22 protein-coding genes are annotated in these 26,374 nt (G+C 66.9%); 16 read left to right on the top strand and 6 right to left on the bottom strand.

The genetic code is table 11. The features are described from left to right. Positions 1-11: 11 nt before the first annotated feature. Positions 12-1,049: an amino acid ABC transporter substrate-binding protein gene (locus ACQR0U_RS12255; protein WP_315751176.1), complete on the top strand. Its 1,038-nt coding sequence runs from the start codon at positions 12-14 to the stop codon at positions 1,047-1,049. Between the two features lie 1,066 nt (positions 1,050-2,115). Beyond that, positions 2,116-2,571: a fasciclin domain-containing protein gene (locus ACQR0U_RS12250; RefSeq protein ID WP_315717171.1), complete on the top strand. Its 456-nt coding sequence runs from the start codon at positions 2,116-2,118 to the stop codon at positions 2,569-2,571. 215 nt (positions 2,572-2,786) lie between these two features. Here ACQR0U_RS12250 and ACQR0U_RS12245 read toward each other — a convergent pair whose 3' ends face one another. Together ACQR0U_RS12245 and ACQR0U_RS12240 are read right to left on the bottom strand one after the other, a co-directional pair. After that, positions 2,787-3,926: an acyl-CoA dehydrogenase family protein gene (locus ACQR0U_RS12245; protein WP_315751175.1), complete on the bottom strand. Its 1,140-nt coding sequence runs from the start codon at positions 3,924-3,926 to the stop codon at positions 2,787-2,789. Positions 3,927-4,078: 152 nt separating this feature from the next. Beyond that, positions 4,079-5,263: an acyl-CoA dehydrogenase family protein gene (locus ACQR0U_RS12240; RefSeq protein ID WP_315717091.1), complete on the bottom strand. Its 1,185-nt coding sequence runs from the start codon at positions 5,261-5,263 to the stop codon at positions 4,079-4,081. A 153-nt stretch (positions 5,264-5,416) separates the two neighbouring features. Between ACQR0U_RS12240 and ACQR0U_RS12235 the strand changes: the two genes are divergently transcribed. Beyond that, a complete protein-coding gene (locus tag ACQR0U_RS12235) occupies positions 5,417-5,962 on the top strand; it encodes a carboxymuconolactone decarboxylase family protein (RefSeq protein WP_316165627.1) in 546 nt (181 codons plus the stop codon). Between the two features lie 303 nt (positions 5,963-6,265). On the opposite strand, the gene ACQR0U_RS12230 is transcribed toward ACQR0U_RS12235, so the two are convergent. Then, complete coding sequence (locus tag ACQR0U_RS12230) at positions 6,266-7,483, bottom strand: MFS transporter (RefSeq protein WP_315751172.1); 1,218 nt, start codon at positions 7,481-7,483, stop codon at positions 6,266-6,268. A gap of 210 nt (positions 7,484-7,693) precedes the next feature. Here ACQR0U_RS12230 and ACQR0U_RS12225 point away from each other — a divergent pair, with 210 nt between their 5' ends. Further along, complete coding sequence (locus tag ACQR0U_RS12225) at positions 7,694-9,760, top strand: prolyl oligopeptidase family serine peptidase (RefSeq protein ID WP_434843317.1); 2,067 nt, start codon at positions 7,694-7,696, stop codon at positions 9,758-9,760. Between the two features lie 120 nt (positions 9,761-9,880). On the opposite strand, the gene ACQR0U_RS12220 is transcribed toward ACQR0U_RS12225, so the two are convergent. After that, positions 9,881-10,558, bottom strand: a complete 678-nt coding sequence (locus ACQR0U_RS12220; RefSeq protein ID WP_316171986.1) for a DUF938 domain-containing protein — start codon at positions 10,556-10,558, stop codon at positions 9,881-9,883. 189 nt (positions 10,559-10,747) lie between these two features. Between ACQR0U_RS12220 and soxX the strand changes: the two genes are divergently transcribed. From soxX to ACQR0U_RS12175, 9 genes are all read left to right on the top strand, one after another. After that, positions 10,748-11,041 carry a sulfur oxidation c-type cytochrome SoxX gene (gene soxX, locus ACQR0U_RS12215; protein WP_315751505.1) on the top strand — a complete coding sequence of 98 codons (294 nt, stop codon included), beginning with the start codon at positions 10,748-10,750 and terminating at the stop codon, positions 11,039-11,041. 18 nt (positions 11,042-11,059) lie between these two features. Then, positions 11,060-11,554: a thiosulfate oxidation carrier protein SoxY gene (gene soxY / locus ACQR0U_RS12210; protein WP_315717085.1), complete on the top strand. Its 495-nt coding sequence runs from the start codon at positions 11,060-11,062 to the stop codon at positions 11,552-11,554. Positions 11,555-11,569: 15 nt separating this feature from the next. Next, a complete protein-coding gene (soxZ, locus tag ACQR0U_RS12205; protein ID WP_315717084.1) occupies positions 11,570-11,881 on the top strand; it encodes a thiosulfate oxidation carrier complex protein SoxZ in 312 nt (103 codons plus the stop codon). After that, positions 11,878-12,726 carry a sulfur oxidation c-type cytochrome SoxA gene (soxA, locus tag ACQR0U_RS12200; protein WP_434843318.1) on the top strand — a complete coding sequence of 283 codons (849 nt, stop codon included), beginning with the start codon at positions 11,878-11,880 and terminating at the stop codon, positions 12,724-12,726. The genes soxZ and soxA overlap by 4 nt, the downstream gene beginning before the upstream one ends. A 23-nt stretch (positions 12,727-12,749) precedes the next feature. Next, positions 12,750-13,052, top strand: a complete 303-nt coding sequence (locus tag ACQR0U_RS12195; RefSeq protein WP_315801652.1) for a hypothetical protein — start codon at positions 12,750-12,752, stop codon at positions 13,050-13,052. A 135-nt stretch (positions 13,053-13,187) separates the two neighbouring features. Then, the gene (soxB, locus tag ACQR0U_RS12190) at positions 13,188-14,936 is read left to right on the top strand and encodes a thiosulfohydrolase SoxB (RefSeq protein WP_434843319.1); all 1,749 of its coding nucleotides are present in this window, start codon (positions 13,188-13,190) and stop codon (positions 14,934-14,936) included. A 105-nt stretch (positions 14,937-15,041) separates the two neighbouring features. Next, a complete protein-coding gene (locus ACQR0U_RS12185; protein WP_434843320.1) occupies positions 15,042-16,079 on the top strand; it encodes an MBL fold metallo-hydrolase in 1,038 nt (345 codons plus the stop codon). Positions 16,080-16,535: 456 nt separating this feature from the next. Next, the gene (locus ACQR0U_RS12180) at positions 16,536-17,753 is read left to right on the top strand and encodes an MFS transporter (protein WP_315751164.1); all 1,218 of its coding nucleotides are present in this window, start codon (positions 16,536-16,538) and stop codon (positions 17,751-17,753) included. 203 nt (positions 17,754-17,956) lie between these two features. Next, positions 17,957-19,672, top strand: a complete 1,716-nt coding sequence (locus ACQR0U_RS12175) for an N-acyl-D-amino-acid deacylase family protein (RefSeq protein ID WP_434843321.1) — start codon at positions 17,957-17,959, stop codon at positions 19,670-19,672. A gap of 4 nt (positions 19,673-19,676) precedes the next feature. On the opposite strand, the gene ACQR0U_RS12170 is transcribed toward ACQR0U_RS12175, so the two are convergent. Both ACQR0U_RS12170 and ACQR0U_RS12165 read right to left on the bottom strand, forming a co-directional pair. Further along, positions 19,677-20,552 (bottom strand): tetratricopeptide repeat protein, encoded by an 876-nt coding sequence (locus tag ACQR0U_RS12170; protein WP_315827927.1) that lies wholly within the window; start codon positions 20,550-20,552, stop codon positions 19,677-19,679. Between the two features lie 60 nt (positions 20,553-20,612). Continuing rightward, positions 20,613-21,917 carry an MFS transporter gene (locus ACQR0U_RS12165; RefSeq protein WP_315717076.1) on the bottom strand — a complete coding sequence of 435 codons (1,305 nt, stop codon included), beginning with the start codon at positions 21,915-21,917 and terminating at the stop codon, positions 20,613-20,615. A gap of 256 nt (positions 21,918-22,173) precedes the next feature. Between ACQR0U_RS12165 and ACQR0U_RS12160 the strand changes: the two genes are divergently transcribed. The 3 genes from ACQR0U_RS12160 to ACQR0U_RS12150 are packed head-to-tail and all read left to right on the top strand — an operon-like array spanning position 22,174 to position 26,364. Beyond that, positions 22,174-22,833 (top strand): ABC transporter ATP-binding protein, encoded by a 660-nt coding sequence (locus ACQR0U_RS12160; RefSeq protein WP_315717075.1) that lies wholly within the window; start codon positions 22,174-22,176, stop codon positions 22,831-22,833. Then, positions 22,830-25,292 (top strand): FtsX-like permease family protein, encoded by a 2,463-nt coding sequence (locus tag ACQR0U_RS12155; protein ID WP_434843322.1) that lies wholly within the window; start codon positions 22,830-22,832, stop codon positions 25,290-25,292. The genes ACQR0U_RS12160 and ACQR0U_RS12155 overlap by 4 nt, the downstream gene beginning before the upstream one ends. Continuing rightward, positions 25,282-26,364, top strand: a complete 1,083-nt coding sequence (locus ACQR0U_RS12150; RefSeq protein WP_315751157.1) for a lipocalin-like domain-containing protein — start codon at positions 25,282-25,284, stop codon at positions 26,362-26,364. Before ACQR0U_RS12155 ends, ACQR0U_RS12150 begins: the two co-directional genes overlap by 11 nt. The last annotated feature ends 10 nt before the right edge of the window (positions 26,365-26,374 follow it).

Genomic DNA, 26,374 nt, shown 5'->3' with positions numbered 1-26,374 from the left:
AGAGATTCACCATGCGCACTTTCCGAGGCGGCCTGCTGATCGGGCTCGCCGTCGCCGTCCTCGTCGCGGCGCTCGCCGTCACCTATGAGATGTACGACACCCGCACCTTGAAGCGGACCATCCGCCGCGGCGAGGTGTTGTGCGGCGTCAATGCCGGCCTGCCCGGCTTCTCGATTCCCGACGACAAGGGCAATTGGAGCGGCTTCGACGTCGACTTCTGCCGCGCCGTGGCGGCCGCGATCTTCGATGATCCGAAGAAGGCGAAGTTCGTGCCGCTCGACGCCAACGAGCGCTTCAAGGAGCTGCAGAGCCGCAAGGTCGACATCCTGTCGCGCAACACCACCTGGTCGATGGCGCGCGAGCAGAACTACGACCTGTATTTCCCGGCGGTCGCCTATTACGACGGCCAGGGCTTCATGGTGCCGCGGTCGCGCAAGCTGGAGACGGCGCTCGACCTCAACGGCAGCAAGGTCTGCGTGCAGGATTCCACCACCAACGCGCTCAACCTCGGCGACTATTTCCGCACCAACAACATGAAGTACGAGGAGGTGAAGTATCCCAAGCTCGACGACGTCATCAAGGCGTATGACAGTGGCAAGTGCGACACCTTCACCGCCGACGTCTCGCAGCTCTACGCGCTGCGTCTGACGCTGTCGAAGCCCGGCGATCACGACATCCTGCCCGACCTGATCTCCAAGGAGCCGCTCGCGCCCGTGGTGCGCCAGCGCGACGACGACTGGATGATGATCGTGAAGTGGACGCTGTACGCGATGATCAATGCCGAGGAACTCGGCGTCACCTCCAAGAACATCGACGAGGCGCTGAAGTCGAAGAAGCCGGACGTGATGCGGCTGGTCGGCAACGAGGGCAGCTACGGCCAGGACCTCGGCCTGACCAAGGACTGGGCCGCGCGCGTGATCCGTCACGTCGGCAATTACGGCGAGGTCTATGAGCGCAATGTCGGCAGCGAGTCGAAGCTGAAGATCCCGCGCGGCATGAACCAGCTGTGGAACGCGGGTGGTGTCCAGTACGCGCCGCCGATCAGGTAGAACGCCGGTCGGAATTGTCGGCTTCGCTTCGACTGGTCTCACGCCTCTCGCGACACGAACGGTGCACCCTCTCCCCTTGTGGGAAAGGGTCGTTTCGATGCGCAGCATCGAAACCGGGTGAGGGGTTGCCACGAACTCAGACCTGCATTTTCCGCACCAACCCCTCACCCAAGCAAGCTTGGAGTTGGCTTCTGTGTAGCCCTCTCCCACAAGGGGAGAGGGCGCATTCATATGCGCCGCGAGGGCTGATTTTCCGGTGCTTAGAGCAGAACAAACATCATCATCCCCGCGACGTCTTCCGCGCCCGAGCTTTGCCAAATTCTCCACCCTCCGAAAATCGAGGGCGCAGGGAAGGCCAGGTGCCGACTGGCACCTGCGGCCCGCCTGCGTAAAAAAATGCAGGCGGCAGAACCACAGGCTCAGCCGGGACAACCCGGCCTTCCCTGCGCGACGGTGTTAACGCTTATGGCGCGCTCTCCTCGGTGTCCGGCTTGTTAGCCACCGTCGCCGCCCGGGATCATCACCCGTCGACTTGACGCCAGCATCGGGGCGCCAGGACCACGCGCTTTCACGTCCGCATCGCCATCGTTCGTCGGCGCGATCACTCGCGCTGCGATCCGATGCGTCCATCGCGTCACCGGCCCACGTTTCGTAACGATCGCGAAGCGTCCCTCTTGCGGGCCGTGACGGCGGGGAATGTGCGGCTGATTTGCCCGACGAGACAACGCCCGTCGGGTTGCGACAAAATGGCACGACGGGCACTGCGGATGCTCCCGCAAAGCAATTAGTCCCGCGGATCCATGGCTCTCGCGCGATCTGCCTTAGATGTTCGGGGAGCCACTCACGAGTTCGTGAACTCATCCTCAAATCCAGCCAATCGCAGCGATCGTAACGAGCCTGACCAATCCGGTCGGGTGATGCGGCCCTGCACAACAGGGCGAACAAGGGGTACCGAAATCCCTTTGCGCATCAGCCAACTCATCAGTTCAGTTCACAGGGAAAAACTCGAATGACGCTGGGATTCCGTTCGTTCGTGGCCGGCGCGTTGATGCTGGGCGCGCTCTCCATGTCAGCAGCCGCGGCACGTGCCGCCGATATCGTCGACACCGCCGTCGGCGCCGGTCAGTTCAAGACGCTCGTCGCCGCCGCCAAGGCCGCAGGTGTCGTGCCGGTGCTGAAGAGCAAGGGTCCCTTCACCGTATTCGCACCGACCGACGCGGCGTTCGCCGCGCTGCCGCCGGGCACCGTCGAGGATCTGCTTAAGCCGAAGAACAAGGGCAAGCTCGCCGCGATCCTGAAGTATCACGTGATCCCCGGCGCGGTGAAGGCCGGCGACGTCGCCGGCAAGAAGCTGAGCGTGAAAACGGCGCAAGGCCAGCCGGTGGCCGTCGACGGCACCTTCTTCGGCGTGCAGGTCAACGACGCGCATGTGGTGCAGGCCGACGTCATGGCCTCGAACGGCGTCATCCACGTCATCGACAAGGTGCTGCTGCCACCGGCCAAGACCGCGATGCATCATTGATCGAACGAGAGCGCGCCATCGGTGATGGCGCGCTCTTTTTTTGCGAACTCTGCTGTTGTCGTCGATAGTTACTGGGTACGCCGCGAAGGCGGGGTACCCAGTACCCTGCGGGCTTGTCGGTCAATCACAACTCGCTCGGCGTACTGGATCGTCCGCCTTCGCGGACGATGACAGCTGAGCGTGTGGAGTCGGCGGGTGCCGACAAGCGGCCTTGCTTAGTACCCCCTGAGCTGAGCCAGCTGCGCTGCGTGATAGTTCGCATCGCCGAGCAGCTCCTCACAGACGCGGGCGCGCTTCATGAAGAAGCCGATGTCGAACTGGTCGGTCATGCCCATGCCGCCATGCATCTGCACGCCCTCCTGCACCGCGCGGGTCGCGGTCGCCCCCGCGCGGGCCTTGGCGACGGCCACGGCGGCCGTCGCGCCGGCGGAATCGGCGTCGAGCGTCTGCAGCGCCTTCAGCACCGCGGCGCGGGTGATCTCGATCTCGATATAGAGCTGCGCGGCACGGTGCTGCAGCGCCTGGAATTCGCCGATGGCCTTGCCGAACTGCTTGCGCTCCTTGAGATAGGCAACGGTGCGGCCGAACACCTCCTCGCTCAGTCCCACCATCTCGGAGGCCACCGCGCCCCGGCCGAGATCGAGTACGGCGCTGAGCGTGGCAGCGCCACCATCGACATCGCCGAGCACGTGATCCGCGGTGACCTCGACGTTGTCGAGCGTCACCCGCGCGGCGTTGTGCGCGTCGACCATGATGGTGCGTTCGATCGCCACGCCCTTGGCCTTGGGATCGACCAGCAACAGCGTGAGGCCATCGCGATCGCCAGGCGAGCCCGCACTGCGCGCGACGACGAGCAGGAGATCAGCGACGTGGCCGTCGACCACCATCGCCTTGGCGCCGTTCAGTTTGAAGCCGTTGCCGGAGCGCACGGCCTGCAGGGCGGTGTGCAAAGGACGATGCTTGGCGCCTTCGTCGAGCGCCAGCGCGGCGAGCAGCGCGCCGCTGGCGATCTTCGGCAGATACTCGGACTTCTGCGCCGCCGAGCCGGCGCGGGCGAGCGCCGAGGCTGACAGCACCGACGTCGCCAGAAACGGCGACGGCATCAAGGTGCGGCCGATTTCCTCCATCACGACGCCGGCTTCGACCGCGCCGAGGCCGGAGCCGCCGTGCTCTTCCGGCACGAGCAGTCCGGCAAAGCCCATCTCGGCGAAGGTGGCCCAGAGCTCTTTGGAGAAGCCGGTCTCGTCGCGGCTGTCGCGCAGCTTGCGCAGGTGCGACACCGGCGCGTGATCTGAGATCAGGCCGCGCGCGCTGTCGCGCAGCATCGATTGTTCTTCGGTGAGGAGGAGAGGCATGGCAGATCCCGTTGCAACGATGGCAATCAATTTCGGTCTCGTCATTCCGGATGGCCCGAAGGGCCCGGCCCGGAATCCATACTCACGATCGTGGTTATGGATTCCGGGCTCGCCGCTTCGCGGCGCCCCGGAATGACGGCGAGAGGGGTGAACTACGCCCCCGGCAGATCGAGGATACGCTTGGCGACGATGCCGAGCATGACCTCGGAGGTGCCGCCTTCGATCGAGTTGGCCTTGGTGCGCAGCCAGGCGCGGGGACGCGCGCCTTCATGGGAGCGCTCGCTCTCCCATTCGAGCGCGTCGATGCCGCCGGCCGCCATCAGCAGCTCGTGGCGTCGCTTGTTGAGCTCGGTGCCGTAGTACTTCATCGCCGACGAGAACGCCGGATGCCCCTGTCCCGCCTTGGCGAGATCGACCATGCGCTCGGCGGCGGCGGCAAGCGCGGCCTCGTCGACGTCGAAGGTCGCGATGTCCGCACGTAAGAGCGCGTCGTCGAGCCGCCCCTGCGCATCGCTGCCGACAGAATCTGCCGCGACCTGGCCGAGCGGCCGGCTGCCGCCGCGCTCGCCCATGCCGGAAATCATCGCGCGCTCGTGTTGCAGAAGGTACTTCGCAACGTCCCAACCACGGTTGACGGTGCCCAGCACGTTCGCCTTGGGCACGCGGACATTGTCGAAGAAGGTCTCGCAGAATGGCGAGCGGCCGGAGATCAGGAGAATCGGCTTGGTCGACACGCCCTTCGACGTCATGTCGAACAGGATGAAGCTGATGCCGTCATGCTTCTTCGCCGCCGGATCGGTGCGCACCAGGCAGAAGATCCAGTCGGCGTAGTTGGCGTAGGAGGTCCAGATCTTCTGGCCGTTGATGATGTAGTCGTCGCCGTCGCTTTCCGCCCGCGTCTGCAAGGAGGCGAGATCGGAGCCGGCGTTCGGCTCGGAATAGCCCTGGCACCAGCGGATGAGACCGGCGGTGATCTTCGGCAGGTGCTCGCGCTTCTGGTCGTCCGTGCCGTATTTCAGCAGCGCCGGCCCGAGCATCGAGATGCCGAACGAGGTGATCGGCGCGCGCGCGCCGATCGCCGCCATCTCCTGGCGCACGATCTTGGCCTCCTCGCCGTCGAGACCGCCGCCGCCATATTCCCTGGGCCAGTGCGGCACGGTCCAGCCCTTGTCGCGCATGCGCTCGAACCAGACGCGCTGCGGCTCAGAGGAGAATTTTGCATTGCGGCCGCCCCAGAACGTGTCCTCCTCGGAGGTCATCGGCCGGCGCATCTCCGGCGGGCAATTGGCCTCCAGCCAGGCCCTGGTTTCGCGGCGGAATGTGTCGAGATCGGCCATGCCAAGTCCTCACGCGTTTCCATGATTGCTGTCTTTGGAACGACCTAACCTCAGCGCGTCAGGGAATTCAACATCGATGTCGCCGCGGGCGCCCTCGCCTTGCCAGGCGTTCTATGGTCATGATGCCGCCGCGTGAAATACGAGGAAACGAACATGCGTCTGAAACTTCTTTCGCCTGGCGAAATGAGCGCCGACCAGCGCCAGACCTATGACGAGTCGATCGCCAGCAAGCGCGGCTCGCCGCCGCCGCCGATGATGGCCTGGCTCAACAGCCCGGAGATGGCGCGGCACGCGACGCGGCTCGGCGCCTTCCTGCGCTACGACACGGTGTTTCCGGCAGCACTCTCGGAGATCGCGATCCTGGTGACGGCGCGGCATTGGACCGCGCATTACGAATGGTACGCGCATAAGCGTCTGGCGCTGGCCGGCGGGCTCGACATCAAGATCATCGAGGACATCCGCGACCGTCGCACGCCGGAATTCTCCGATCCCAAGGCACAGATGATCTACGACGTCGCCAAGTCGCTGCATGAGGGCCATGGACTGACGGATGCGCTCTACAAGGAGGCGATCGCGCTGCTCGGCGAACGCGGCTTGGTCGAGATCATCGGCCTGTGCGGCTACTACACGATGGTGTCGATGACGCTGAACGCGTTCGAGTTCGACCTGCCGGAGGGCGAGGTGTCGGAGTTGAAGTGAGAAGCGCGTGAGCTGCGATGCGCCGCTGTCGCCACGATGCCGGTGCACTCCCCTCCCCCTTGCGGGGAGGGGTCGGGGGTGGGGGTCTCCGGGCGCTGCGCGAAGTGAGGTGCGACCTTATCAATCTGCACTGCTATCGGCTCTCAAGGCTGGGCATCCACCGCTCGGCCGAGCGAGAGACTTTGATCCTTGTAATCTGAGAGAGCACGGTTCGTGGACCCCCACCCCCGCCCCCTCCCCGCAAGGGGGAGGGGAGCGCACCGTGGGTGCGGCGCGACCTCGTTACTACTACGCCCGTTTTAGTCAGCCCGCCGCTGCCTCGCGCCGCTTCGACGACCACACCAGTGCAAGCACGCACAATCCCAGCAGCACCGGCGGGAACACCACGAGGTTCACCGCCGACCAGCCGAAATTGGCGAGCAGTTGGCCCGAGGAGAACGAGCCCAGCGCCATCAGGCCGAAGATCAGGAAATCGTTGAACGCCTGCACCTTGTTGCGCTCGGCGGATGTATGTGTCTCCAGCACCAGCGCGGAGGCGCCGACGAAGCCGAAATTCCAGCCGACGCCGAGCATGACCAGGGTGGCCCAGAAGTGCATCGCGGTCAGGCCGGACAGGCCGATGACGGCCGCGACCGCTTCAAGCCCCAGACCCACCGCGACGATGGCAGGCGCACCAAAGCGCGCGATCAGCGATCCCGTGAAGAAGCTCGGGCCGTACATCGCGACGATGTGCCATTGCAGGCCGAAATTGGAATCCGACACCGTGAGCCCGCACATCTGCATCGCCAAAGGTGCCGAGGTCATCACCAGGTTCATCACCGGATAGGCGATGGTGCCACACAGGGCAGCTGCGATGAAGCGCGGCTGGCGCACGATCTCGGACAGCGGCCGGCCGCCATGGAGATCGGCAGCTTCAGGCTTCGGCAGATCGACGCCGGCGACGATCCCCATCGCGACCAGCGCGACCGCCGCCTGGACCAGATAGCTGAATGCGAACAGATAGGGTTGCCAGACGTCCATGGTCCATTGCACGAGCTGTGGACCGAGCAGACCGGCGAAGATGCCGCCCGCCATCACCCACGACACCGCCTTGGGCCGGAACGTCGCGCTGGCGCCATCGGCCGCCGCGAAGCGATAGGATTGCGCGACGGCGCCATAGACGCCGCCGAGGAACGTCGCCAGGCAGAACAGTGCGAACGAGCCGCGCAAGATGGCGAGGCAGCCGAGCACGCCGGTGACGGCGCCGCAGCCGGTACCGATCAGGAAGGCCGCCCGGCGGCCATAGCGGCGCGAGATCGCGCCGGTCGGCAAGGTGCCGGCGGCGAGGCCAACGACGTACATCGAGATCGGTACCGTCGCGAGCCCGATGTTCGGGGCAATGGTGACACCGACGATCGCGCCGGTGGCGAAGATCACGGCCGAGTTGGCGCCGGTCAGCGCCTGGGCGGCCGCGAGCCGCGCCACGTTACGGCGAGCGCGGGCATCATCGGAGGTGTCTTCGCTCACGGTCAGATCGATCATCTCAGGTATCCGGAGGCGTGGGGCGCACGCTCCCGCCTTGCTGGTTCAGCCGCACTATTGCGGGAAGCGCGCGCCCGAGGCAACGGGCGCGAACGGAGACAAGCCATGCGGCAGCGAACGCGCCACGGAGCGTGATTCGACACTCCCGACCTGCCCGGCTAATCAAGCCGGCGGTATTCTCGCGTCAACGGCGCCCGCGGAGCTTGAGCCATGTCAATCGACGATCGTCCGACCATCGCGGCGCCTGATGACGATCCGTATCTGTGGCTCGAGGAGATCGACGGCGAGCGCGCGCTCGCCTTCGTCGCGGCGCAGAACCAGCGCACGCTCGCCGCGTTCGGCGATGCGGCCTTCGAACGCGACCGCGACACGCTGGCCGCCATCCTGGATCGGCCGGACAACATCCCGTTCGTCAGCCGCCGCGGCGGGCTGCTGTACAATCAATGGAAGGACGCGGCGCATCCGCGCGGCTTGTGGCGGCGCACGACGATGGCGGAGTTCCGCAAGGCGCAACCGCAATGGGAGGACCTGCTCGACATCGACCGACTCGCTGCCGACGAAGGCGAGGACTGGGCGCTGAACGGGGTCTCGAGCCTGCCGCCGGCGCATGAGCGCGCCATCCTGAGCCTGTCGCGGGGCGGCAGCGACGCCGTGGTGCTGCGCGAGTTCGACCTCGCGACGAAGCGCTTCGTGACGGGCGGCTTCACGCTCTCGGAGGCCAAGGGCGGCGCCGCCTGGCTCGATGCCGACACCCTGCTGCTGGCGAGCGCGTTCGGCGTGGGCATGGCGACGCCGTCGGGCTACGCGCGGACGGTGCGGCGCTGGCGGCGCGGCCAGCCGGTCGAGCAGGCGGAGGTGATCTTCGCCGCCGAAGGCAGTCAGTCGACATGGGTGCATGTCGGTGTCGATCGCAGCGTCGCGCCGGCGCGGGTGTGGTTTGCCGAGGGCATCGACTTCTTCAACCAATATCTATGGCTCGGTGACGGCGGCGGGGCGCGGACCAGGCTCGACCTGCCGACCGACTGCTGGATGTCAGCGCATGGCGACTGGATGGCCATCAAGCTGCGCCAGCCCTGGACCGTCGGCGAGGTCACCCATCCCGCGGATGTGGTGCTCGGTCTCCAGCTCTCGGCATTCCTTGCCGGGCGCCGCGATTTCACCCGCGTGTTCGAGCCCGCGCCGCGACGCGCGCTGCAGGGCCTGTCCTGGGCCGGCGACCGGCTGGTGCTGTCGATCCTCGACGAGCTCAGGGCAAGGTTCGAGGTGTGGACGCCGTCACCGGGGGAGTGGAGCTGCGAGCGGCTTCCCGGCCTGCCGGAGATCGCGACGGTGGACGTCTGGCGTCTCGACACCGACGAGGCCGAAAGCAACGGCGACCTGCTCGCCAACATCCAGGATCCGCTGACGCCGCCGTCGCTGCTACTGATCGAGGGCTTGGCCGCGCCGATCGTGCTGAAGCAGGCGCCTCGCACCTTCAGCGCCGAGGGGCACGTCGTCACGCGACACGAGGCGATCTCGGTGGATGGCGAGCGCATTCCCTACACCCAGACCGGGCCGGCCGAGCTGACAGGCGACGCGCCGGTGCATATGAGCGCCTATGGCGGCTTCGGTCACACGCTCCGTCCGGCCTACAATGCGGCGCTGGGCAAGCTGTGGCTCGAGCGTGGCGGCACGCTCGTGGAGGCCAACATCCGCGGCGGCGGCGAGTTCGGCACCGCCTGGCACGACGCCGGCCGCTATGCGGGCAAGCGGCTCGCGCATGATGATTTCGCCGCGGTCGCCGCCGACCTCGTCCGCCGCGGCGTGACGGTGCCGAAGCGCATCGCGGCGCAAGGCGGCTCCAATGGCGGCATCCTGATCACCAACATGCTGGTGCGCTACCCCGAGCACTTCGGCGCCTTGTTCTGCACCATCCCGCTGATCGACATGCGCCGCTACACCAAGCTGCTCGCCGGCGCGAGCTGGATCGCCGAATATGGCGATCCCGACAGCGACCAGGATTGGAGCTGGTTGTCGACCTACTCGGCCTATCACACCGCAACGCCCGGCCAGCCCTATCCGCCGATCCTGATCGCGACCACGCGGCGCGACGACCGCGTCCATCCCGGCCACGCGCGCAAGATGACCGCCAAGCTGCAGGCCATGGGCTACGACGCCTGGTTCTACGAACCCGCCGCCGGCGGCCATGGCTACGGCACCGACAACCGTGAGCGCGCCAGCTTCATCACGCTGGGCACGCGGTTTCTGGCGCGGCATGTCGGGCTGGAGGCGAAGTGAGCGGCCCATCTTCCGTCATTGCGAGGAGCGAAGCGACGAAGCAATCCAGAGTCCCAACGCGACCCTGGATTGCTTCGCTTCGCTCGCAATGACGAAGATCGGCAAGGCGCCGTCGCAAACCTACGAAGTCCGACCGAACACCAGGATCATGTTGTTGGCGGGCATTTCCATCGTCTCGCGCAAGGCGAGCCCGTGGCGCGCGGCGAGCGCCTCGAGGTCGGTGATGTCGCGCACGCCCCAGTCCGGATTGCGCTCGCGCAGCGACGTATCGAACACGGCATTGCTGACCGCCGTGTGCTTGCCGTCGCGCTTGAACGGGCCGTAGAGCACCAGTGCGCCGTCCGCCGACAGCGCCTGCCCGGCGCCGGCGAACAATCCCTCCGCCACCGACCACGGCGCAATGTGAATCACGTTGGCGCAGAAGATCGCGGCGAGCTGCGAAGGCCCGCCCGCGGCGCGGAACGCCGCCGGCCAGCCGGGATCTGACAGGTCGATGCGCTGGGCATCACGGATGTTGGACAACCCGGCATGGCTGCGCCAAGCCGCAATGCTGGCGAGGTGGTTGGCGTTGAGATCGCTCGGCCACCACGTCAGGTCCGGGCGCTGCGAGGCGAAATGCACGACGTGCTGGCCGGTGCCGCTGCCGGCCTCCAGCACGTCGCCGGTCTTGCCCGCCAGCAGCCGTTCCAGCACCGCCCAGATCGGCTGGTGGTTGCGGTGGAACGCGGCCGCGTCCAGCCGTCCGTCCGGTTCCACCGGCCGACCGTCCCGGCCGAACTCCACGACATATTCCGCCATGACCATTCTCCCGGCCGCCCCATGGACGGCCCTCGTTAACCGCGTTGCGGCGGCCACCATAGCTGCATTGTCAGCCGATGGTCTTTATGCTTTGCAGCGCCTATATTGCCGAGATCACCGAGACGTCGGAACTCCACCTTGATCACACCTGTCCTGCGTACCGCCCTGGCGATGGGGCTCTCGCTCGCCATGTCCATGGCCGCTCACGCCCAGTCCGGTGCCGTCGACGGCCAGAAACTCGCCTTCGACCGCGGCAAGGGCAACTGCCTGACCTGCCACGAGATCAAGGGCGGCGACCTGCCGGGCTCGATCGGTCCGAAGCTGGAGAACCTCACGGCGAGATACGACCGCGCCGAGCTGATCGCGATTCTCAACGACGAGACCAGGCGCAATCCGCTGACGGTGATGCCGCCGTTCGGCCGCAACCGCATCCTGACCGAGCAGGAAATCAGCGCCATCGTCGACTTCCTGCAGACCCTCTGATTCCGTTTGGAGACCGCCATGACTGCCTCGTTCGGCCCGTTGGCCCACCGCCGCCTGTTCCTGAAGGGCGCCGGCCTCGTCGCGCTGATCGGCCTCGGCAACGCCGTGCTGCACGCGACCCCCGTGTTTGCCGCGACCAATGACAACAAATATCCGGAAGACGCCTTCAAGCAGAAGAATGCCGGCGACGCGGTCAAGGCGCTGTACGGCCGCGACCACGAAGCGTCCGACAAGATCAAGCTCGACGCGCCGGAGATCGCCGAGAACGGCGGCGTGGTGCCGATCGCGGTGACGACGTCGCTGCCGAACGTGACCTCGATCGCCTTCATCGTCAGCGAGAATCCGTTCGCGCTGGCGGCGTCGTACCACATCCCCGAGGGCACCGTGCCCGCGGTGGCGAACCGGCTCAAGATGGCCAAGACCTCCAACGTGATCGCGCTCGTCGAATCCGGCGGCAAGCTCTACAGCGCGACCAAGGAGGTCAAGGTCACCGTCGGCGGCTGCGGCGGCTAAGGTCAGGAGATCATCATGGCATCGAGCATCCGCGTCCGCGCCGTCCTGAATGGCGACATCGCCGAGGTCCAGACACTGATCCAGCACCCGATGGATACGGGCCTTGTCAAGGACGCCAAGGGCGAAGTGATCCCGGCGCACTACATCCAGCAGGTCACCTTCGTGCACAAGGACAAGACGGTGTTCCTGGCCGATTGGGGCACCGCGGTGTCGAAGGACCCCTATGTCAAGTTCGCCTTCAAGGGCGCGGCCAAGGGCGACGAGCTCAAGGTGAGCTGGGTCGACAGCAAGGGCGCGACCGACAGCCTGACGGCGACGATCCAATGAGGGCGCCGCGCCTCGCGCTGACCGTGGCGGCCGCGCTCGCTCTCGGCGCCTCCGGCGTCGCGGCCGCGGACAAGCCGAACCCGGCCGCCGACGCCAAGGCGTTCCAGGATTACTTCGTCAAGAAGTTTCCGAAGGTGGCGTTCGACGATTTCGTCAACGGGCCGTATTCGATGAACGCCGACATGCGCAAGCAATGGGAGGAGAAGGAGCAGTTTCCGCCCTACGAGTTCGCGCTCGATGCCGGCAAGGAGATGTTCGCCAAGCCGTTCAAGAACGGCAAGACCTATGCCGACTGCTTCCCGAACGGCGGCATCGGCATCCGCCAGAACTATCCCTATTTCGACGACAAGGAAGGCAAGGTCATCACCCTCGAGCTGGCGCTGAACCTCTGCCGCGAGGCCAATGGCGAGCAGCCCTACTCCTACGTCAAGGACGAGATGGCATCGCTGACCGCCTACATGGCGTACACGTCGCGCGGCAAGCGCTTCGACATCAAGATCCCCGACGACCCGCGTGCGCTCGAGGCCTTCGAAAAGGGCAAGGAGTATTTCTACACCCGCCGCGGCCAGTTGAACTTCTCCTGCGCGAGCTGCCACGTGCAGAGCCCGGGGGAGCGGATCCGCGCCGAGATCCTGGCGCCGGCGCTCGGCATCCTCAACGCGATGCCGATCTACCGCTCGGAATGGAGCGGCATGGGCACGATCAGCCGGCGCTTCGTCACCTGCAACAGCCAGACACGCGCCGTGCCGCTGGAGCCGCAATCGGACGAATACCGCAACCTCGAATATTACCTGTCCTACGTGTCGAACGGCCTGCCAGTTTCAGGACCTGGAGCGCGGCCATGAAAAACGTCACGACAGCAAGCGTCATGAAAAAGATCGTGTTCGCCATGATGGTATCAGCGGTCGGCGCCGGCTCCGCGCGGGCCGCGTCGGAGGCCGACTATCTCGCGGCTGTCGCGGCGGCCGAGAGCGCCAACAAGGAAGCCGGACGTCTGCGCAACCAATGGACCGTGACCCAGGCCGCACTCACCGCTGCGAAGAAGGCAGCGGATTCCGGCAATTTCGATTCTGCGCTGAAGTCGGCGCAGGAGGCCGAGGCGCTCGCCAAGGCCTCGATCGTCCAGGCCACCAGCGAGAAGCAGCGCTGGAAGGACATGGAGATCCGCTAGAGCATGATCCGGAGAAGTGGCAACCGGTTTTCCCTCGCGACGAACGCCGAAGGCGTTTGTGGAGATCATGCTCAAACAAAGGGATGGATCATGATGCGATTCCGTGGAATCGCATCATGATCTAGGACGCGAGCCATGATTCGGCGCCGGGACTTTCTGAAGGCATCAGTTGTCGCCACGCTCGCCGCGCCGGCGTTGCTGCGCAGCGCCCGCGCCGCCGACACCGTCAGCCTTTACGACATCGAGAAGTTCGGCAACGCGCGCATCCTGCACATCACGGACACGCACGCGCAACTTCGCCCGCTGTTGTTCCGCGAGCCCAGCGTCAATCTCGGCATCGGCGAGATGTGGGGACGACCGCCGCATCTGGTCGAGCGCGCCTTCCTCGACCGCTACGGCATCCGACCCGACAGCGCCGAGGCCTATGCGTTCACCTCGTTCGAGTTCGAGAAGTACGCCGTCCGCTTCGGCCGGATGGGTGGATTCGCGCATCTAAAGACCCTGGTCGACAAGCTGCGCGCCGATGCCGGCGACCATCGCTCGGTGCTGCTCGATGGCGGCGACCTCTGGCAGGGCACCGGGCTCGCCAATGCGATGCGCGGCGCCGACATGGTGAGCGCCGCCAACCTGCTCGGCATCGACGCCATGACCGGGCATTGGGAATTCACCTATGGCGAGGAGGCGCTGCGCACCAACCTCGCCCGCTTCAAGGGCGAATTCCTGGCGCAGAACGTGTTCCTGACGGAGGAGGCGGCGTTCAACGACGCCAAGGCGTACGATCCCGGCTCGGGCCGCGTGTTCAAGCCGGCCACCATCAAGGAGATCGGCGGCGCCCGTATTGCCGTGATCGGCCAGGCCTTTCCCTACGTGCCGATCGCGCATCCGCGCCGCTTCACGCCGGACTGGACGTTCGGCATCCGCGAGGAGGAACTGCAGAAGCTGGTCGATGGCCTGCGCGGCGCCGACAAGGTCGATGCCGTGATCCTGCTGTCGCACAACGGCATGGATGTCGACCTCAAGCTGGCGAGCCGCGTCACCGGCATCGACGTCATCCTCGGCGGCCATACCCATGACGCGGTTCCGCAGCCGGTCGCGGTCAGCAATTCCAAGGGCGCAACGCTCGTCACCAATGCCGGCTCCAACGGCAAATTCCTCGCCGTGCTCGATCTCGACGTCGGCAAGGGCCGCGTCGCCGATGCGCGCTACCGGCTGCTGCCCGTCTACTCGGAGCTGCTGAAGCCGGACCCGGCGATGCAGGCGCTGATCGATCAGACGCAGCAGCCGCAGGTCGCGGCCTGGAGCGAGAAGCTCGCGACGTCCGACCGGCTGCTTTACCGGCGCGGCAATTTCGAAGGCGCGACCGACGACCTGATCTGCGCGGCGCTGCGCCGCGAGCTCGATGCCGAGATTGCGCTGTCTCCCGGATTCCGCTGGGGCCCGACCTTGCTCGCGAACCAGTCCATCCTGCTCGAGGACGTGCTGGCGCAGACCGCCATCACCTATCCCGAGACCTATGTGCAGCGGATGTCCGGCGCAGAGATCAAGGACGTGCTCGAGGACGTCTGCGACAACCTGTTCAACGCCGACCCCTATCTGCAGCAGGGCGGCGACATGGTGCGAACCGGAGGGCTATCCTACCGCTGCGCGCCCGCCGAGCCGATCGGCCGCCGCATCTCCGATCTCACGCTCGACGAAGGCCGGCCGCTGGACGCCCGCAAGAGCTACAAGGTCGCCGGCTGGGCCTCGATGAACGCGCAGGACGGCAAGCCGGTGTGGGACGTGGTGGCCAACCACCTGCGCAACGGCCAACTGGTGCTGGTCGGAACGAACAAGGTCACGCTCTCGGGTGTCGACGGCAATCCCGGATTTGCATCGCAATCGTGACAGCGGATTGCGCGATGCAATCCGACCTGCCGAGCGTTCGCCGCATTGGTGACATCGGGCCGGTCGTGCTAATGCCACGATGATCCAGATCGGAAGGAGGCGCTAATGATCTTCCGCCAATTGTTCGACAGCGTCTCCGGCACCTACAGCTACATCCTCGCCAGCCGCAGCGGCGGCGAGGCCGTCATCATCGATCCCGTGCTGGAGAAGGTCGAGCGCTACTGCCAGCTTTTGCGCGAGCTCGATTTGCGCCTGGTGAAGGCCGTCGACACCCACCTGCATGCGGATCACGTCACCGGCCTCGGCGCTTTGCGCGACCGAACCCATTGCGTCACCATCATGGGCGAGCAGACCAAGGCCGACGTGGTGGCGATGCGCGTCAGCGAGGGCGACCGGATCGCCATCGAGGGCATCAGCCTGGACGTGATGTACACGCCCGGGCACACCGACGATTCCTATAGTTTCTCGCTGGGCGACCGCGTCTTCACCGGCGACACGCTGCTGATCCGAGGGACCGGCCGCACCGATTTCCAGAACGGCGATGCGCGGCAGCAGTACGACTCCATCTTCAACAAGCTGCTGCGGCTGCCCGACGACACGCTGGTCTATCCCGCACACGACTACAAGGGCGACACCGTCTCGACGATCGGCGAGGAGCGCCGCTACAATCCGCGCCTGCAGGTCAAGTCGGTCGACGACTACGTCGCGCTGATGGCGAATCTGAAGTTGCCGAACCCGAAGATGATGGATGTCGCGGTGCCCGCCAACATGCGCGTCGGGCTGCATCAGGAGGAGTTGGCGAAGCGGGGCCTGTCGCTGTCGGCACGCGAGGCGATCGAGTGCCTGGGACGCCCCGACGTGCTGCTGGTCGATTTGCGCGAAGCCGCGGAGCGCGCCAAGCACGGCACGCTGTCCGGCGCACTGCACGCGCCCTATCCTGCGATCGAGGACAATCTCAAGCCGGGCGGCATGCTGCGCGAGGTCGCCGCCGCCACCGGCCGCCGCATTGTGTTCTTCTGCGCCTATGGCGAGCGCTCGGCGATGGCCGTGCAGACGGCACAGGCGGCGGGGCTGGCGAATACGGCGCATATTGAAGGCGGGTTGGACGCGTGGAAGAAGGCCGGCGGGCCGGTGGCACCGTAAGGAGGTAACGCTCTCCCACCTTTCGGCAGCCCTTGGCGGCGCCCTCACACTCCGCTGTCGTCCCGGGCAAGCCCGCGGACGCGAAGCGCCGGCGGGCGCCGACCCGGGACCGATACCGCGTGATCTGTCTTGAGGCAGGCTGCCCGTTGCACGAGTCGCGCAACAAACGTCCGCCGGTGGTTATGGGTCCCTGCGTTCGCAGGGACGACACCGGTGTTGGAGCTGCCACCCTACATCTCCGCCCCACGTCATCTGGAACGTCATCCGCGGAGGGAAGCCGCCCCTCGGCCGCCGGCCATCCCGCGCAGGTGCCATGCGCGGGCGTTCATGGACAATGAACCGCATTCCGATAGTGTGGCGTTGTGTCGCGCGCGCCCCTGATTTCGGGAGCATCGGCGGTTTGCCGGCAACGCGCCCTCCTTTCCATCGCTGACGCCGGGGGCCAACGGATCGACCATGGCTGACGTTCTCGCCGCACCGCAACATGCTCCGGTCCGGACCGCCTCGCCGCTGCGCACATTGGCGCTGATCTCGCTGGCGCACTGGGTCAGCCATCTGCACATGCTGGTGCTGCCGATGCTGTTTCCCTACCTGAAGGAGAAGCTCGGCGTCGGCTACATCGAGCTCGGCTTTCCGCTCACCGTGTTCGCGGTCGTCTCGGCCCTGACCCAGGCGCCCGTCGGCTATCTGGTCGACCGCGCCGGTGCCCGCCGCATCCTGCTGATCGGCCTGACGCTCGGTGGCCTGTCGCTGGCGATGCTCGGCGTCTACCTGAGCTATGCCAGCCTTGTCGTCTCGGCGGTGCTGCTCGGCCTCGCCAACGCGGTCTACCATCCCTCCGACTACGCGCTGCTGGCCGCACACATGGAAGAGAAGCGCATGGGCCGCGCGTTCGGTGTGCATACCTTCGCCGGCTATCTCGGCGGCGCCGTCGCGCCCGCCGTGATGGCGGCGCTGGTCACCACCGTCGGCGGCTCCGGCGCGCTGATCGCAGCCGGCCTGGTCGGACCGCTCGCCGCGCTGCTGCTGCTCGTCGGCAACGTGCCCGAGGTGCCGCCGCATCCGCATCACACCAGCGCCGACGGCAGCAAGGTCAAACAGCCCAGCCTGCTGACGCCGATGCTGATGCTGCTGACCGTGTTCTTCATGCTGCTCAGCCTGTCCAACGCCGGCATCGCCAGCTTCGGCGTTGTCGCGCTCATGAACGGCTACGGCATCTCGTTCTCGACCGCCAACATCGCACTGACCGCGTTCCTCGGCGCCAGCGCCGTCGGCGTGCTCGCCGGCGGCCAGCTCGCCGACCGCATCCGCCATCACAACCTGGTCGCGGCCGTCGCCTATGCGATCAACGCCGTGCTGGTGCTGATGATCACTTTCATCAACCTGCCAACCGTGCTGCTCACGGCGATCATGCTGGTCGCGGGCTTCATGAGCGGCGTGATCGCGCCGTCGCGCGACATGCTGGTGCGCAACGCCGCCCCTCCGGGTGCCGCCGGCCGCGCCTTCGGCATCGTGTCGACCGGCTTCAACTTCGCCGGCGTGGTCAGCCCGCTGCTGTTCGGCTGGATCATGGACATGAACGCGCCGCGCTGGGTGTTCGGCGCCTCCGTCGTGTTCATGCTGCTGACGATCGTGCTCGCGTTCTTCACCGAGCCGAAGAAGGCCAAGGCGTAGCAGTCTTCGTAGGGTGGGCAACGTGAAGCATGCCCACCGTCCGCCAGAAATCACCGCTGAGAATGGTGGGCGCGCGCCGCCTTGCCCACCCTACGGCGCTCGCGTCACCTGCGCCGGCGCAACGCTGCTGCCTGATCCCCGCGTGTTGACATCATCGCCTTCCCGCCGATGATGCGGCCAACAACACCCGGGGAAGACACGCCATGACGCAGCCAGATCTCGTGATCCGCGGCGGAACCGTTGCCGATGGCTCGGGCGGCGAACTCTACGAAGCTGATGTGGCGATTGCGGACGGCTGCATCGTCGAGGTCGGCAAGGTCAACGCATCCGGCCGCGAGGAGATCGACGCACGCGGCAAACTCGTGACACCAGGCTTCGTCGACGTCCACACCCATTACGACGGCCAGGTGACCTGGAGCCATGACATCTCGCCGTCGTCGCAGAACGGCGTCACCACCGCGATCATGGGCAATTGCGGCGTCGGCTTCGCGCCGTGCCGGCCGGCCGATCATCAGCGGCTGATCCAGTTGATGGAGGGCGTCGAGGACATCCCCGAACCGGTGCTCGAAGCCGGCATTCCCTGGGAATGGGAGAGCTTTCCGGATTACATGGAGTGGCTCGGCAAGCGTGAATTCGATCTCGACATCGGCGCGCAGCTGCCGCATGCAGCGCTGCGCGTCTATGTCATGGGCGAGCGCGGCGCGCGCCGCGATCCGGCCACCGCCGACGACAACCGCGCCATGGCGGCGCTGGCACGCGATGCGGTCAAGGCCGGCGCGCTCGGCTTCTCGACCTCGCGCACGCTCAACCATCGGACATCGACCGGTGACTACACGCCGACGCTCAAGGCGGGCGAGGACGAGTTGACGACGATCGCGCAGGCCATGCACGGCGCCGGCCGCAGCGTGCTGCAATTCGTGCTCGACATCTCCACCATCCACGAAGACCTGCCGATGATGCTGCGCATCGCCGACACGACGAAATGCCCGATCTCGTTCTCGGTGACGCAGAACGACCGCGCGCCGCAACGCTGGCGGCAGACGCTGGCCGAAATCAACGCCGCCGCCGCGCGCGGCCTGTCGGTGACGGCGCAGATCGCGGCGCGCCCGGTTGGGCTGCTGCTTGGGCTGGAGTTGTCGCGCAACCCGCTGCAGACGCATCCGAGCTACCAGGCGATCGCGCATCTGCCGCTGGATGAGCGCGTCGCGCGGATGCGCGATCCGGCGCTGCGCGCGGCCATCCTAGGCGAGCAGGCCAGCGCGACCGACGACCCGCTGTTCTTCAAGCCGAACTACGACAAGATGTATCTGCTCGGCGATCCGCCGGACTATGAGCAGCCGCCGGCGCGGTCACTCGGCGCCCAGGCCCGCGCGCGCGGCTGTCGTCCCGAGGAACTGGCCTATGACGCGATGCTCACGGATGGCGGGCGCGGCATGCTCTACGTGCCGTTCCTCAACTATTCCGACGGCAATCTCGATGCCACCTACGAGATGCTGCGCGACCCGCGCAGCGTGCCCGGCCTCAGCGACGGCGGCGCGCATTGCGGCATCATCTGCGACGCCAGCTTCCCGACCTATCTGCTGACGCACTGGACCCGCGACCGCAGGCGCGGTGACAAGCTCTCCATTCCGTTCGTCGTCGCCGCGCAGTCGCGCAAGACCGCGCTCTCCGTCGGCCTCGACGATCGCGGCCTGCTCGCGCCAGGCTACAAGGCCGACGTGAACGTCATCGACTACGACCGGCTGCATCTGCATCCGCCGAAGGTGCACTACGACCTGCCGGTCGGCGGCCGCCGCCTGATGCAGGAGGTCGACGGCTATGAGGCGACGATCGTATCGGGCGTGGTGACACGCCGGCATGGCGAAGCCACCGGCGCACGGCCCGGGCGGCTGGTGAGGGGTGCGCGCCAGCTGAGCTGAGACGTCAACTGGCCGCGGCGACTGTCTCGGCAAGCCTTGCAAGCTCGGCTTGCGCGGCGGGATGCTCGTTGAACCAGGGTGGCAACGAGCGCAGCGCGATCTCGAGTGCCCTGCCGGCCTCGTCTTTGCGGCCGTGCAGGAGATGCCACTCACCGATGTAGAAATAGGCTTCAGCCTGTTCTGGAGCCGTTGCCGCCGCGTTCAACAGCTGCTGCGCCGTCGAACGCTCCATGAGAAGATCGAACACGGGCCAGGGCCACTGCCCCGCCGCCCAGTACGCCGCGAAAGAAGCGAGATCTGGCTTGGCGCGCCCCGGCAACCGAGCCAGCGACAGGTAACGAAACAGGGCCGCATAGGGCTCGAACTGGAGCGCGAGCGATCGTTCCATGTCAGCTGCCGCGGCTTCGAACCTGCCGCAGCAGAACTGAATATAGCCACGTCCCCGATGCATGACCGGGTCTTTGGGCGCGAGGCCGACTGCTGTCGTGCTCTGGGCGATCGCGCGATCCAGATCGCCCTTCACATGATGAAGGTACGCGAGCTCGCCATGAGCCGCCGCGAGCCTGGGCTCGAGCGCGAGAGCACGCGTCTGATCGTCAATGGCGCCGTCGAAGTCGCCGAGGAATTTGCGTGACACGCCGCGGGCGCCGTAGGTCTGCGCGTTGGGCTTGAGCTTGAGCGCGAGACCAAAATCCTCGATCGAGCTGGCGTAGCTGCCCATGCCCTGGAGCGCCACGCCGCGATTGTGGTAAGCGTAATGGTTGCGCGGGTTGAGCTGGACCACCTTGCTGAAGTGGAAGATGGCGCCCGAGAAGTCCTCGATCGTCAGGCATCGCACGCCGCGCCAGTACTGCAGCATATGAGAGAACAGGCGCATCATGCGGGACCTCACGCGGGTGAATGCGAGGCCGCCTCCTGATGACCCCGGGCGGGGGTTGTATCACGCAAATTCCGGCGCCACACCCTGCTGCGCCTGCAGGCGGGCACGCTCGCTGTTGGGCCAGAGCAGCGCCAGACCCAGCAGGCCGGAGATCACCATGATGACAGCATTGATGGTGAAGCCGGACATGTAGCCTTCGAGCAGGCTGCCAGAGGCCTGGATCATCTTGCCCATCACGAGGGGCGCAACGATGCCGGCGAGCGTATAGAGCGCGCCGTAGATCGCCATGGCGGCGCCGCGCTGCGTGACCGGGGTGAACTCGCCGATCATCGGCGGGCAGACGACGTAGATCGAGCCGCACAATCCCGATCCGACCACGAGCAGTGCGATCTTTGCCGAAGCGGCGTCGACATGCGGCATCATCGCCATCAGCCCGCCGCCGATCACGAGCGGCGTCGCGCCGACCACGCCACGGGCCATGCGCGTGGAGACGCCACGCGCCATCAGCGTCTGCGACACAAAGCCCGTGGTCAGCACCACGCACGCGCCGAAGATCCAGGGCAGGATCGAGATGAAGCCGGCCTGCTGCTGCGAGAAGCCGAGGCCCTTCACCAGGAACGGCGTGAACCAGGTCAGCCCGAGCGACAGCGCCCAATAGGCGCCGAAGGTCGCGGCGACGCAGCCGACGAAGGTCCGCGACGTCAGCAGTTGCAGATAGGGAACGCGCCGCTCGCGCAAGCCGGCGAGCTCGACCTCCGCCAGCGGCCCTTCCTTGCCCAGCCACAGCCACGCCACGCTCCACATCAGCCCGACCACGCCGAGTGCGCCGAAGGCATAGTGCCAGCCGTGATTCACGATGATCCAGTTCAGCGCGGGCACGGCGAGGATGACGCCGAAGGCGGATCCCTGTGACAGGATCGCGGTCGGCATCGCCCGCTTCTCATCGGGGAACCATTTGTAGACCGCGTGAACGGCGACGGACGCCGCGGGGCCTTCGCCGGCGCCGAGAATGATGCGGCAGATCAGCAGCGTGGTGAAGCCGACGGTGCCCACCATCGGGAATTGCGCGAGCGCCCAGATCAGCGCCAACACCAGCAGCACCCAGCGCGTCGGCACCTTGTTGACGACGAAGCCGACGACGATCGCCGAGATCGAGAACAGGAAGAAGAAGGATGATCCAAGCAGGCCGAACTGCTCGGCGTTCAGATTGAGCTCGGTCATGATCGGCACGCCGGCGAGCCCGACCACGATCTTGTCGGCGAAGTTCACCAGCATGAACAGGAACAGCAGGAAGGTGATCTTCCAGGCGCCTTTCGGCGTCGCGCTTGCGCGGGATGTGCCCTTCAGCGTCGTTGGCGCGGCCATGGTCCTTCCCCATTCTGTCATGATCCGCCCCTGTCGTCCGGGCGTTTTGACGATGCTACCCACGAAGCGGCTTCGCAGGCAACCGGCTGGCGCGCTAAGTTATTGCTGCAACGCGGGAATCCGCCCTCTTGGGCTGCATCGCGATACCCTCGCAACCTGATTGCGCGCGGCCGGCATCACATCGGGGGCGTCACGAAGAACGAGCGCGTGATGTTCGCGTTGGCCCTTGTTATGTTGTGACGCAACAACCCCGATCATGCTCGTGCTCAGCGTCCGTCATCTCACCAAGTCCTATCGATCCGGCGGCGAGCCGATCCACGTCCTGCGTGGCGTCGACCTCGACGTCTCCTCCGGCGAGCGCGTCGCGCTGACCGGTGAATCCGGCTCCGGCAAGAGCACGCTGCTGCATCTCATCGCCGGGCTCGATGCCGCCGACGGCGGCGACATCCTGCTCGACGGCGTTTCGGTGGGGGCGCTCGACGATTCGGCACGCGCGGCGGTCCGGCGCGAGCGGCTCGGCCTCGTGTTCCAGCAGTTCAATCTGGTGCCGAGCCTGTCGGTTCAGGACAATCTCAGTTTCCAGGCGCGGCTGGCCGGTCGGCATGATCCGGCGTGGCACACCGAGCTTGTCGAGCGGCTCGGGCTGAAGTCGCTGCTCAAGCGCTATCCGGAGCAACTGTCGGGGGGACAGCAGCAGCGCGTCGCGATCGGCCGCGCGCTGGCGGTCAAGCCGGCCCTGCTGCTCGCGGACGAGCCGACCGGCAATCTCGACGAGGACACCGCCGACGAGGTGATGGCGCTGACGCGCGACCTCGTCGCGCGCACCGGCTGCGGCTTCCTGATGGTGACGCACAGCGCGCGGCTCGCGGCGATGCTCGACCGCCGCGTCCACCTGCATGGCGGGCGCATCGCATGAGGCGCGCGCTGTGGATTCTCGCCGTGCTGCTCAGCCACTGGCGCCGGCATCCGATGCAGCTCGCGACCTTGCTGATCGGGCTGATCTCGGCGACCGCGCTGTGGAGCGGCGTGCAGGCGCTGAACCAGCAGGCGCGCAGCTCCTATGATCGCGCCGCGGCGATCTTCGGCGGCGCGCGCACGCCGATGCTGGTCGCGACCGACGGCAAGATGCTGCCGCAGAGCGTGTTCGCGGAATTGCGCCGCGCCGGCTGGCCGGTGTCGCCGGTGCTCGAAGGCCGCGTGCAGATCGACGGCCACTCGGTGCGGCTGCTCGGCATCGAGCCGTTCAGCATCCCCCGGGAGGTCGGCAATGCGCCGATGGTCGGGCGCAGCGAGCTCGAGGCCTTTCTCACACCGCCACATCGCACGCTGATCTCGCCGGAGACGCTGGCCGATCTCGGACTGAAAGACGGCACGGCGCCGCGGCTCAGCAACGACGCCCTGCTGCCACCCTTGATGGCGCAGCAGCAGCTCGCGCCCGGCGTGCTCGTGGTCGATATCAGCGACGCGCAGCGGCTGCTCGACAGGCCCGGCCAGATTTCGCGGCTGCTGGTCGGCAAGACGTCGGTCCAACGACCGCCGTTGCAGTCGTTCGCGGGTGGCCGGCTACAGCTCGTGCAGCCGGAGGCCGAGACCGACCTGGAGCGACTGACCGACAGCTTCCACCTCAACCTCACCGCCTTCGGCCTGCTGTCCTTCGTCGTCGGCCTGTTCATCGTCAATTCCGCCATCGGCCTCGCCTTCGAGCAGCGCCTGCCGGTGCTGCGCACCTTGCGCGCCTGCGGCGTGTCGGCGCGCCAGCTCAACGGCGTGCTGATCGGCGAGCTCATCGCCTTTGCCTTGGTGGCAGGGCTCGTCGGGCTGGTGTGCGGCTACGTCATCGCCGCCGCGCTGCTGCCGAACGTGGCGGCATCGCTGCGCGGCCTGTATGGAGCGCAGGTGCCGGGCGAGCTCAGCCTGCAGCCGGAATGGTGGTTTGCGGGCCTCCTCATCAGCATCGCCGGCGCGCTCGCAGCCGCGACGACCAGCCTGGTCAAATCGATGCGGCTGCCGATCCTCTCCACCGCGCAGCCCTATGCGTGGCAGGAGGCACAGCGGCGCTGGCTGCGCTTGCAGAGCGCGGTCGCGCTCGCCTTCTTCGTCGCCGCCGGCCTGCTGCTGTGGCTCGGGCAGTCGCTGCTGGCCGGCTTCGGCGTGCTCGCGGCGATGATGCTCGGCGCGGCGCTGCTGCTGCCCGCGATCCTGGAGCTGGTGCTGCGGCTCGGCGAGCGCGGCGCGCGCGCGGCGCTGGCGCAATGGTTCTGGGCCGACAGCCGCCAGCAGATCTCGGGCCTGTCGCTGGCGCTGATGGCGCTGCTGCTCGCGCTCGCCGTCAATGTCGGCGTCGCCACGATGGTCGAGACCTTCAGCCGCACCTTCCTGGTCTGGCTCGATGGCCGGCTCGCCGCCGACGTCTACGTCAGCGCCGCGGATGAAGCGCAGGCGCGCGACATCCAGACCTGGCTGCGCGCGCGGCCCGATGTCCAGGCCGTGCTGCCGGGCGGACGCGCCGAAACGCAGTTGGCGGGCGCGCCGATCGACATTCTCGGCCTGCCCGATCACGACACCTATCGCGACCATTGGCCGCTGCTGCAGGCCGGCGACAGCGCCTGGAAGCAGCTGGTGCGCGGCGACGCCGGCTTCGTCAGCGAGCAGTTGGCGCGCCGGCTCCATCTGTCTGTCGGTGACAGCATCGACCTCCCCGCATCCGGCGGCGACTGGCGCATCACGATCGCCGGCATCTATGCCGACTACGGCAATCCCAAGGGCCAGATCACGGTCAACGTCGCCGCGCTGACGCGCCGCTTCCCGGCGACGCCCATCACGCGCATGGCCGTGCGCGCAGCGCCGCCCGACGTGCCGGGACTGATCAGCGCGCTGACCGACAAATTCGGCCTGGACGGCCGCAACGTCATCGACCAGGCCACCGTGAAGCAGGAGTCGAAGCAGATCTTCAACCGCACTTTCGCGGTCACCGGCGTGCTCAACACCTTCACGCTGGGCGTCGCCGCGATCGCGCTGCTGACCAGCCTGCTGACCTTGGCGAACTCGCGGCTGCCGCAGCTCGCACCCTTATGGGCCATCGGGCTGACGCGACGGCGGCTCGCCGAAGTCGAGCTGTTGAAGACGCTGTCGCTCGCCGGCCTGACCGCGCTGCTCGCGCTGCCGCTCGGGCTCGTCGTGGCGTGGTGCCTGATCGCGATCGTCAATGTCAAAGCGTTCGGCTGGCGGCTGCCGTTCGACGTGTTCCCGCTGCAGCTCATCCGGCTGCTGGTCGTCACGCTGGTCGCGGCGGTGATCGCCTCGTTGCTGCCGGTGCTGCGGCTGGCCCGGATGCAGCCGGCCGATCTGGTCAGGACCTTTACCATTGAGCGCTAGAACGACGATCACGCGGCGCGGCCTGATCGGCGGGCTCGGCCTGCTGGCCCTGCCGCGCCTCGCACGTGCACAGGGCTTTGCGGGCCTGAGCGACAGCGCCGACGGCTTTGCACCGGTGACGCCCGGACGAGCGTTCGGCTTCCCTGCGGATCACGGGCCGCACGACGATTTCCGCATCGAGTGGTGGTACGTCACCGCAAACCTCAGCGATAGCAGCGGCAAGGCCTATGGCCTGCAATGGACGCTGTTCCGCTCGGCGGCGCGGCCGGGGCCGCAAGCCGAGGGGTTCGACAATCAGCAGCTCTGGATGGCGCATGCCGCGGTGACGCGCGCGGACATCCATCGCTCCGCCGAGAAATTCGCGCGCGGCGGCGTCGGCCAGGCCGGCGTCGAGGCCAAGCCGTTCCAGGCCTGGATCGATGACTGGCAGCTGCGCGGCACCGCCGCGACCGACGATCGATCGCTGGCGCCGCTCGACATGACCGCCGCCGGGCCGGACTTCTCCTACGCGCTGCATCTGGAGGCGGACCGTCCGGTGGTGCTGCAGGGCATCGGCGGCTACAGCCGCAAATCCGAGCGCGGCCAGGCGTCTTACTATTACAGCCAGCCGTTCTACCGCGCCCGCGGCCAGATCAATTTCGACGACACGCCGGTCGAGGTAACAGGCGTGGCCTGGCTCGACCGCGAATGGAGCAGCCAGCCGCTAGCCGCCGACCAGAGCGGCTGGGACTGGTTCGCGCTGCATTTTTCCGGCGGCGAGAAGCTGATGCTGTACCGGATGCGGCAGGGCAATGGCGACTACACGTCCGGCACCTGGATCACGGCCGACGGCGTCTCGCGCGCGCTCGGCCCCGGGGGCATCGTGATGACGCCAAAGGATATCGTTGCGATCGGTGAGCGCAGGCTGCCGGTCGGCTGGCGCGTCGAGATATCAGCGCTCGGCATCGCCATCGACTCGACGCCGCTCAACCCCAGGGCCTGGATGGGCACCCGCGTGCCATATTGGGAGGGACCGATCAGCTTCAAGGGCAGCCACACCGGGGTGGGCTATCTCGAGCTGACGGGATATTAACAAGCCGTCA

Source organism: Bradyrhizobium sp. HKCCYLRH3097 (assembly GCF_051167875.1).
In the GTDB taxonomy this organism is placed as follows: Bacteria; Pseudomonadota; Alphaproteobacteria; order Rhizobiales; family Xanthobacteraceae; genus Bradyrhizobium.
The sequence above is the reverse complement of the archived record's forward strand: the minus strand, read 5'-3'. Positions and strand labels throughout refer to the sequence as shown.

Coding starts and splice junctions, on each gene's coding strand:
- ACQR0U_RS12255 (WP_315751176.1), top strand. CDS start 12: ATGCGCACTTTCCGAGGCGGCCTGCTGATCGGGCTCGCCGTCGCCGTC.
- ACQR0U_RS12250 (WP_315717171.1), top strand. CDS start 2,116: ATGTCAGCAGCCGCGGCACGTGCCGCCGATATCGTCGACACCGCCGTC.
- ACQR0U_RS12245 (WP_315751175.1), bottom strand. CDS start 3,926: ATGCCTCTCCTCCTCACCGAAGAACAATCGATGCTGCGCGACAGCGCG.
- ACQR0U_RS12240 (WP_315717091.1), bottom strand. CDS start 5,263: ATGGCCGATCTCGACACATTCCGCCGCGAAACCAGGGCCTGGCTGGAG.
- ACQR0U_RS12235 (WP_316165627.1), top strand. CDS start 5,417: ATGCGTCTGAAACTTCTTTCGCCTGGCGAAATGAGCGCCGACCAGCGC.
- ACQR0U_RS12230 (WP_315751172.1), bottom strand. CDS start 7,483: ATGATCGATCTGACCGTGAGCGAAGACACCTCCGATGATGCCCGCGCT.
- ACQR0U_RS12225 (WP_434843317.1), top strand. CDS start 7,694: ATGTCAATCGACGATCGTCCGACCATCGCGGCGCCTGATGACGATCCG.
- ACQR0U_RS12220 (WP_316171986.1), bottom strand. CDS start 10,558: ATGGCGGAATATGTCGTGGAGTTCGGCCGGGACGGTCGGCCGGTGGAA.
- soxX (WP_315751505.1), top strand. CDS start 10,748: ATGTCCATGGCCGCTCACGCCCAGTCCGGTGCCGTCGACGGCCAGAAA.
- soxY (WP_315717085.1), top strand. CDS start 11,060: ATGACTGCCTCGTTCGGCCCGTTGGCCCACCGCCGCCTGTTCCTGAAG.
- soxZ (WP_315717084.1), top strand. CDS start 11,570: ATGGCATCGAGCATCCGCGTCCGCGCCGTCCTGAATGGCGACATCGCC.
- soxA (WP_434843318.1), top strand. CDS start 11,878: ATGAGGGCGCCGCGCCTCGCGCTGACCGTGGCGGCCGCGCTCGCTCTC.
- ACQR0U_RS12195 (WP_315801652.1), top strand. CDS start 12,750: ATGAAAAAGATCGTGTTCGCCATGATGGTATCAGCGGTCGGCGCCGGC.
- soxB (WP_434843319.1), top strand. CDS start 13,188: ATGATTCGGCGCCGGGACTTTCTGAAGGCATCAGTTGTCGCCACGCTC.
- ACQR0U_RS12185 (WP_434843320.1), top strand. CDS start 15,042: ATGATCTTCCGCCAATTGTTCGACAGCGTCTCCGGCACCTACAGCTAC.
- ACQR0U_RS12180 (WP_315751164.1), top strand. CDS start 16,536: ATGGCTGACGTTCTCGCCGCACCGCAACATGCTCCGGTCCGGACCGCC.
- ACQR0U_RS12175 (WP_434843321.1), top strand. CDS start 17,957: ATGACGCAGCCAGATCTCGTGATCCGCGGCGGAACCGTTGCCGATGGC.
- ACQR0U_RS12170 (WP_315827927.1), bottom strand. CDS start 20,552: ATGATGCGCCTGTTCTCTCATATGCTGCAGTACTGGCGCGGCGTGCGA.
- ACQR0U_RS12165 (WP_315717076.1), bottom strand. CDS start 21,917: ATGGCCGCGCCAACGACGCTGAAGGGCACATCCCGCGCAAGCGCGACG.
- ACQR0U_RS12160 (WP_315717075.1), top strand. CDS start 22,174: ATGCTCGTGCTCAGCGTCCGTCATCTCACCAAGTCCTATCGATCCGGC.
- ACQR0U_RS12155 (WP_434843322.1), top strand. CDS start 22,830: ATGAGGCGCGCGCTGTGGATTCTCGCCGTGCTGCTCAGCCACTGGCGC.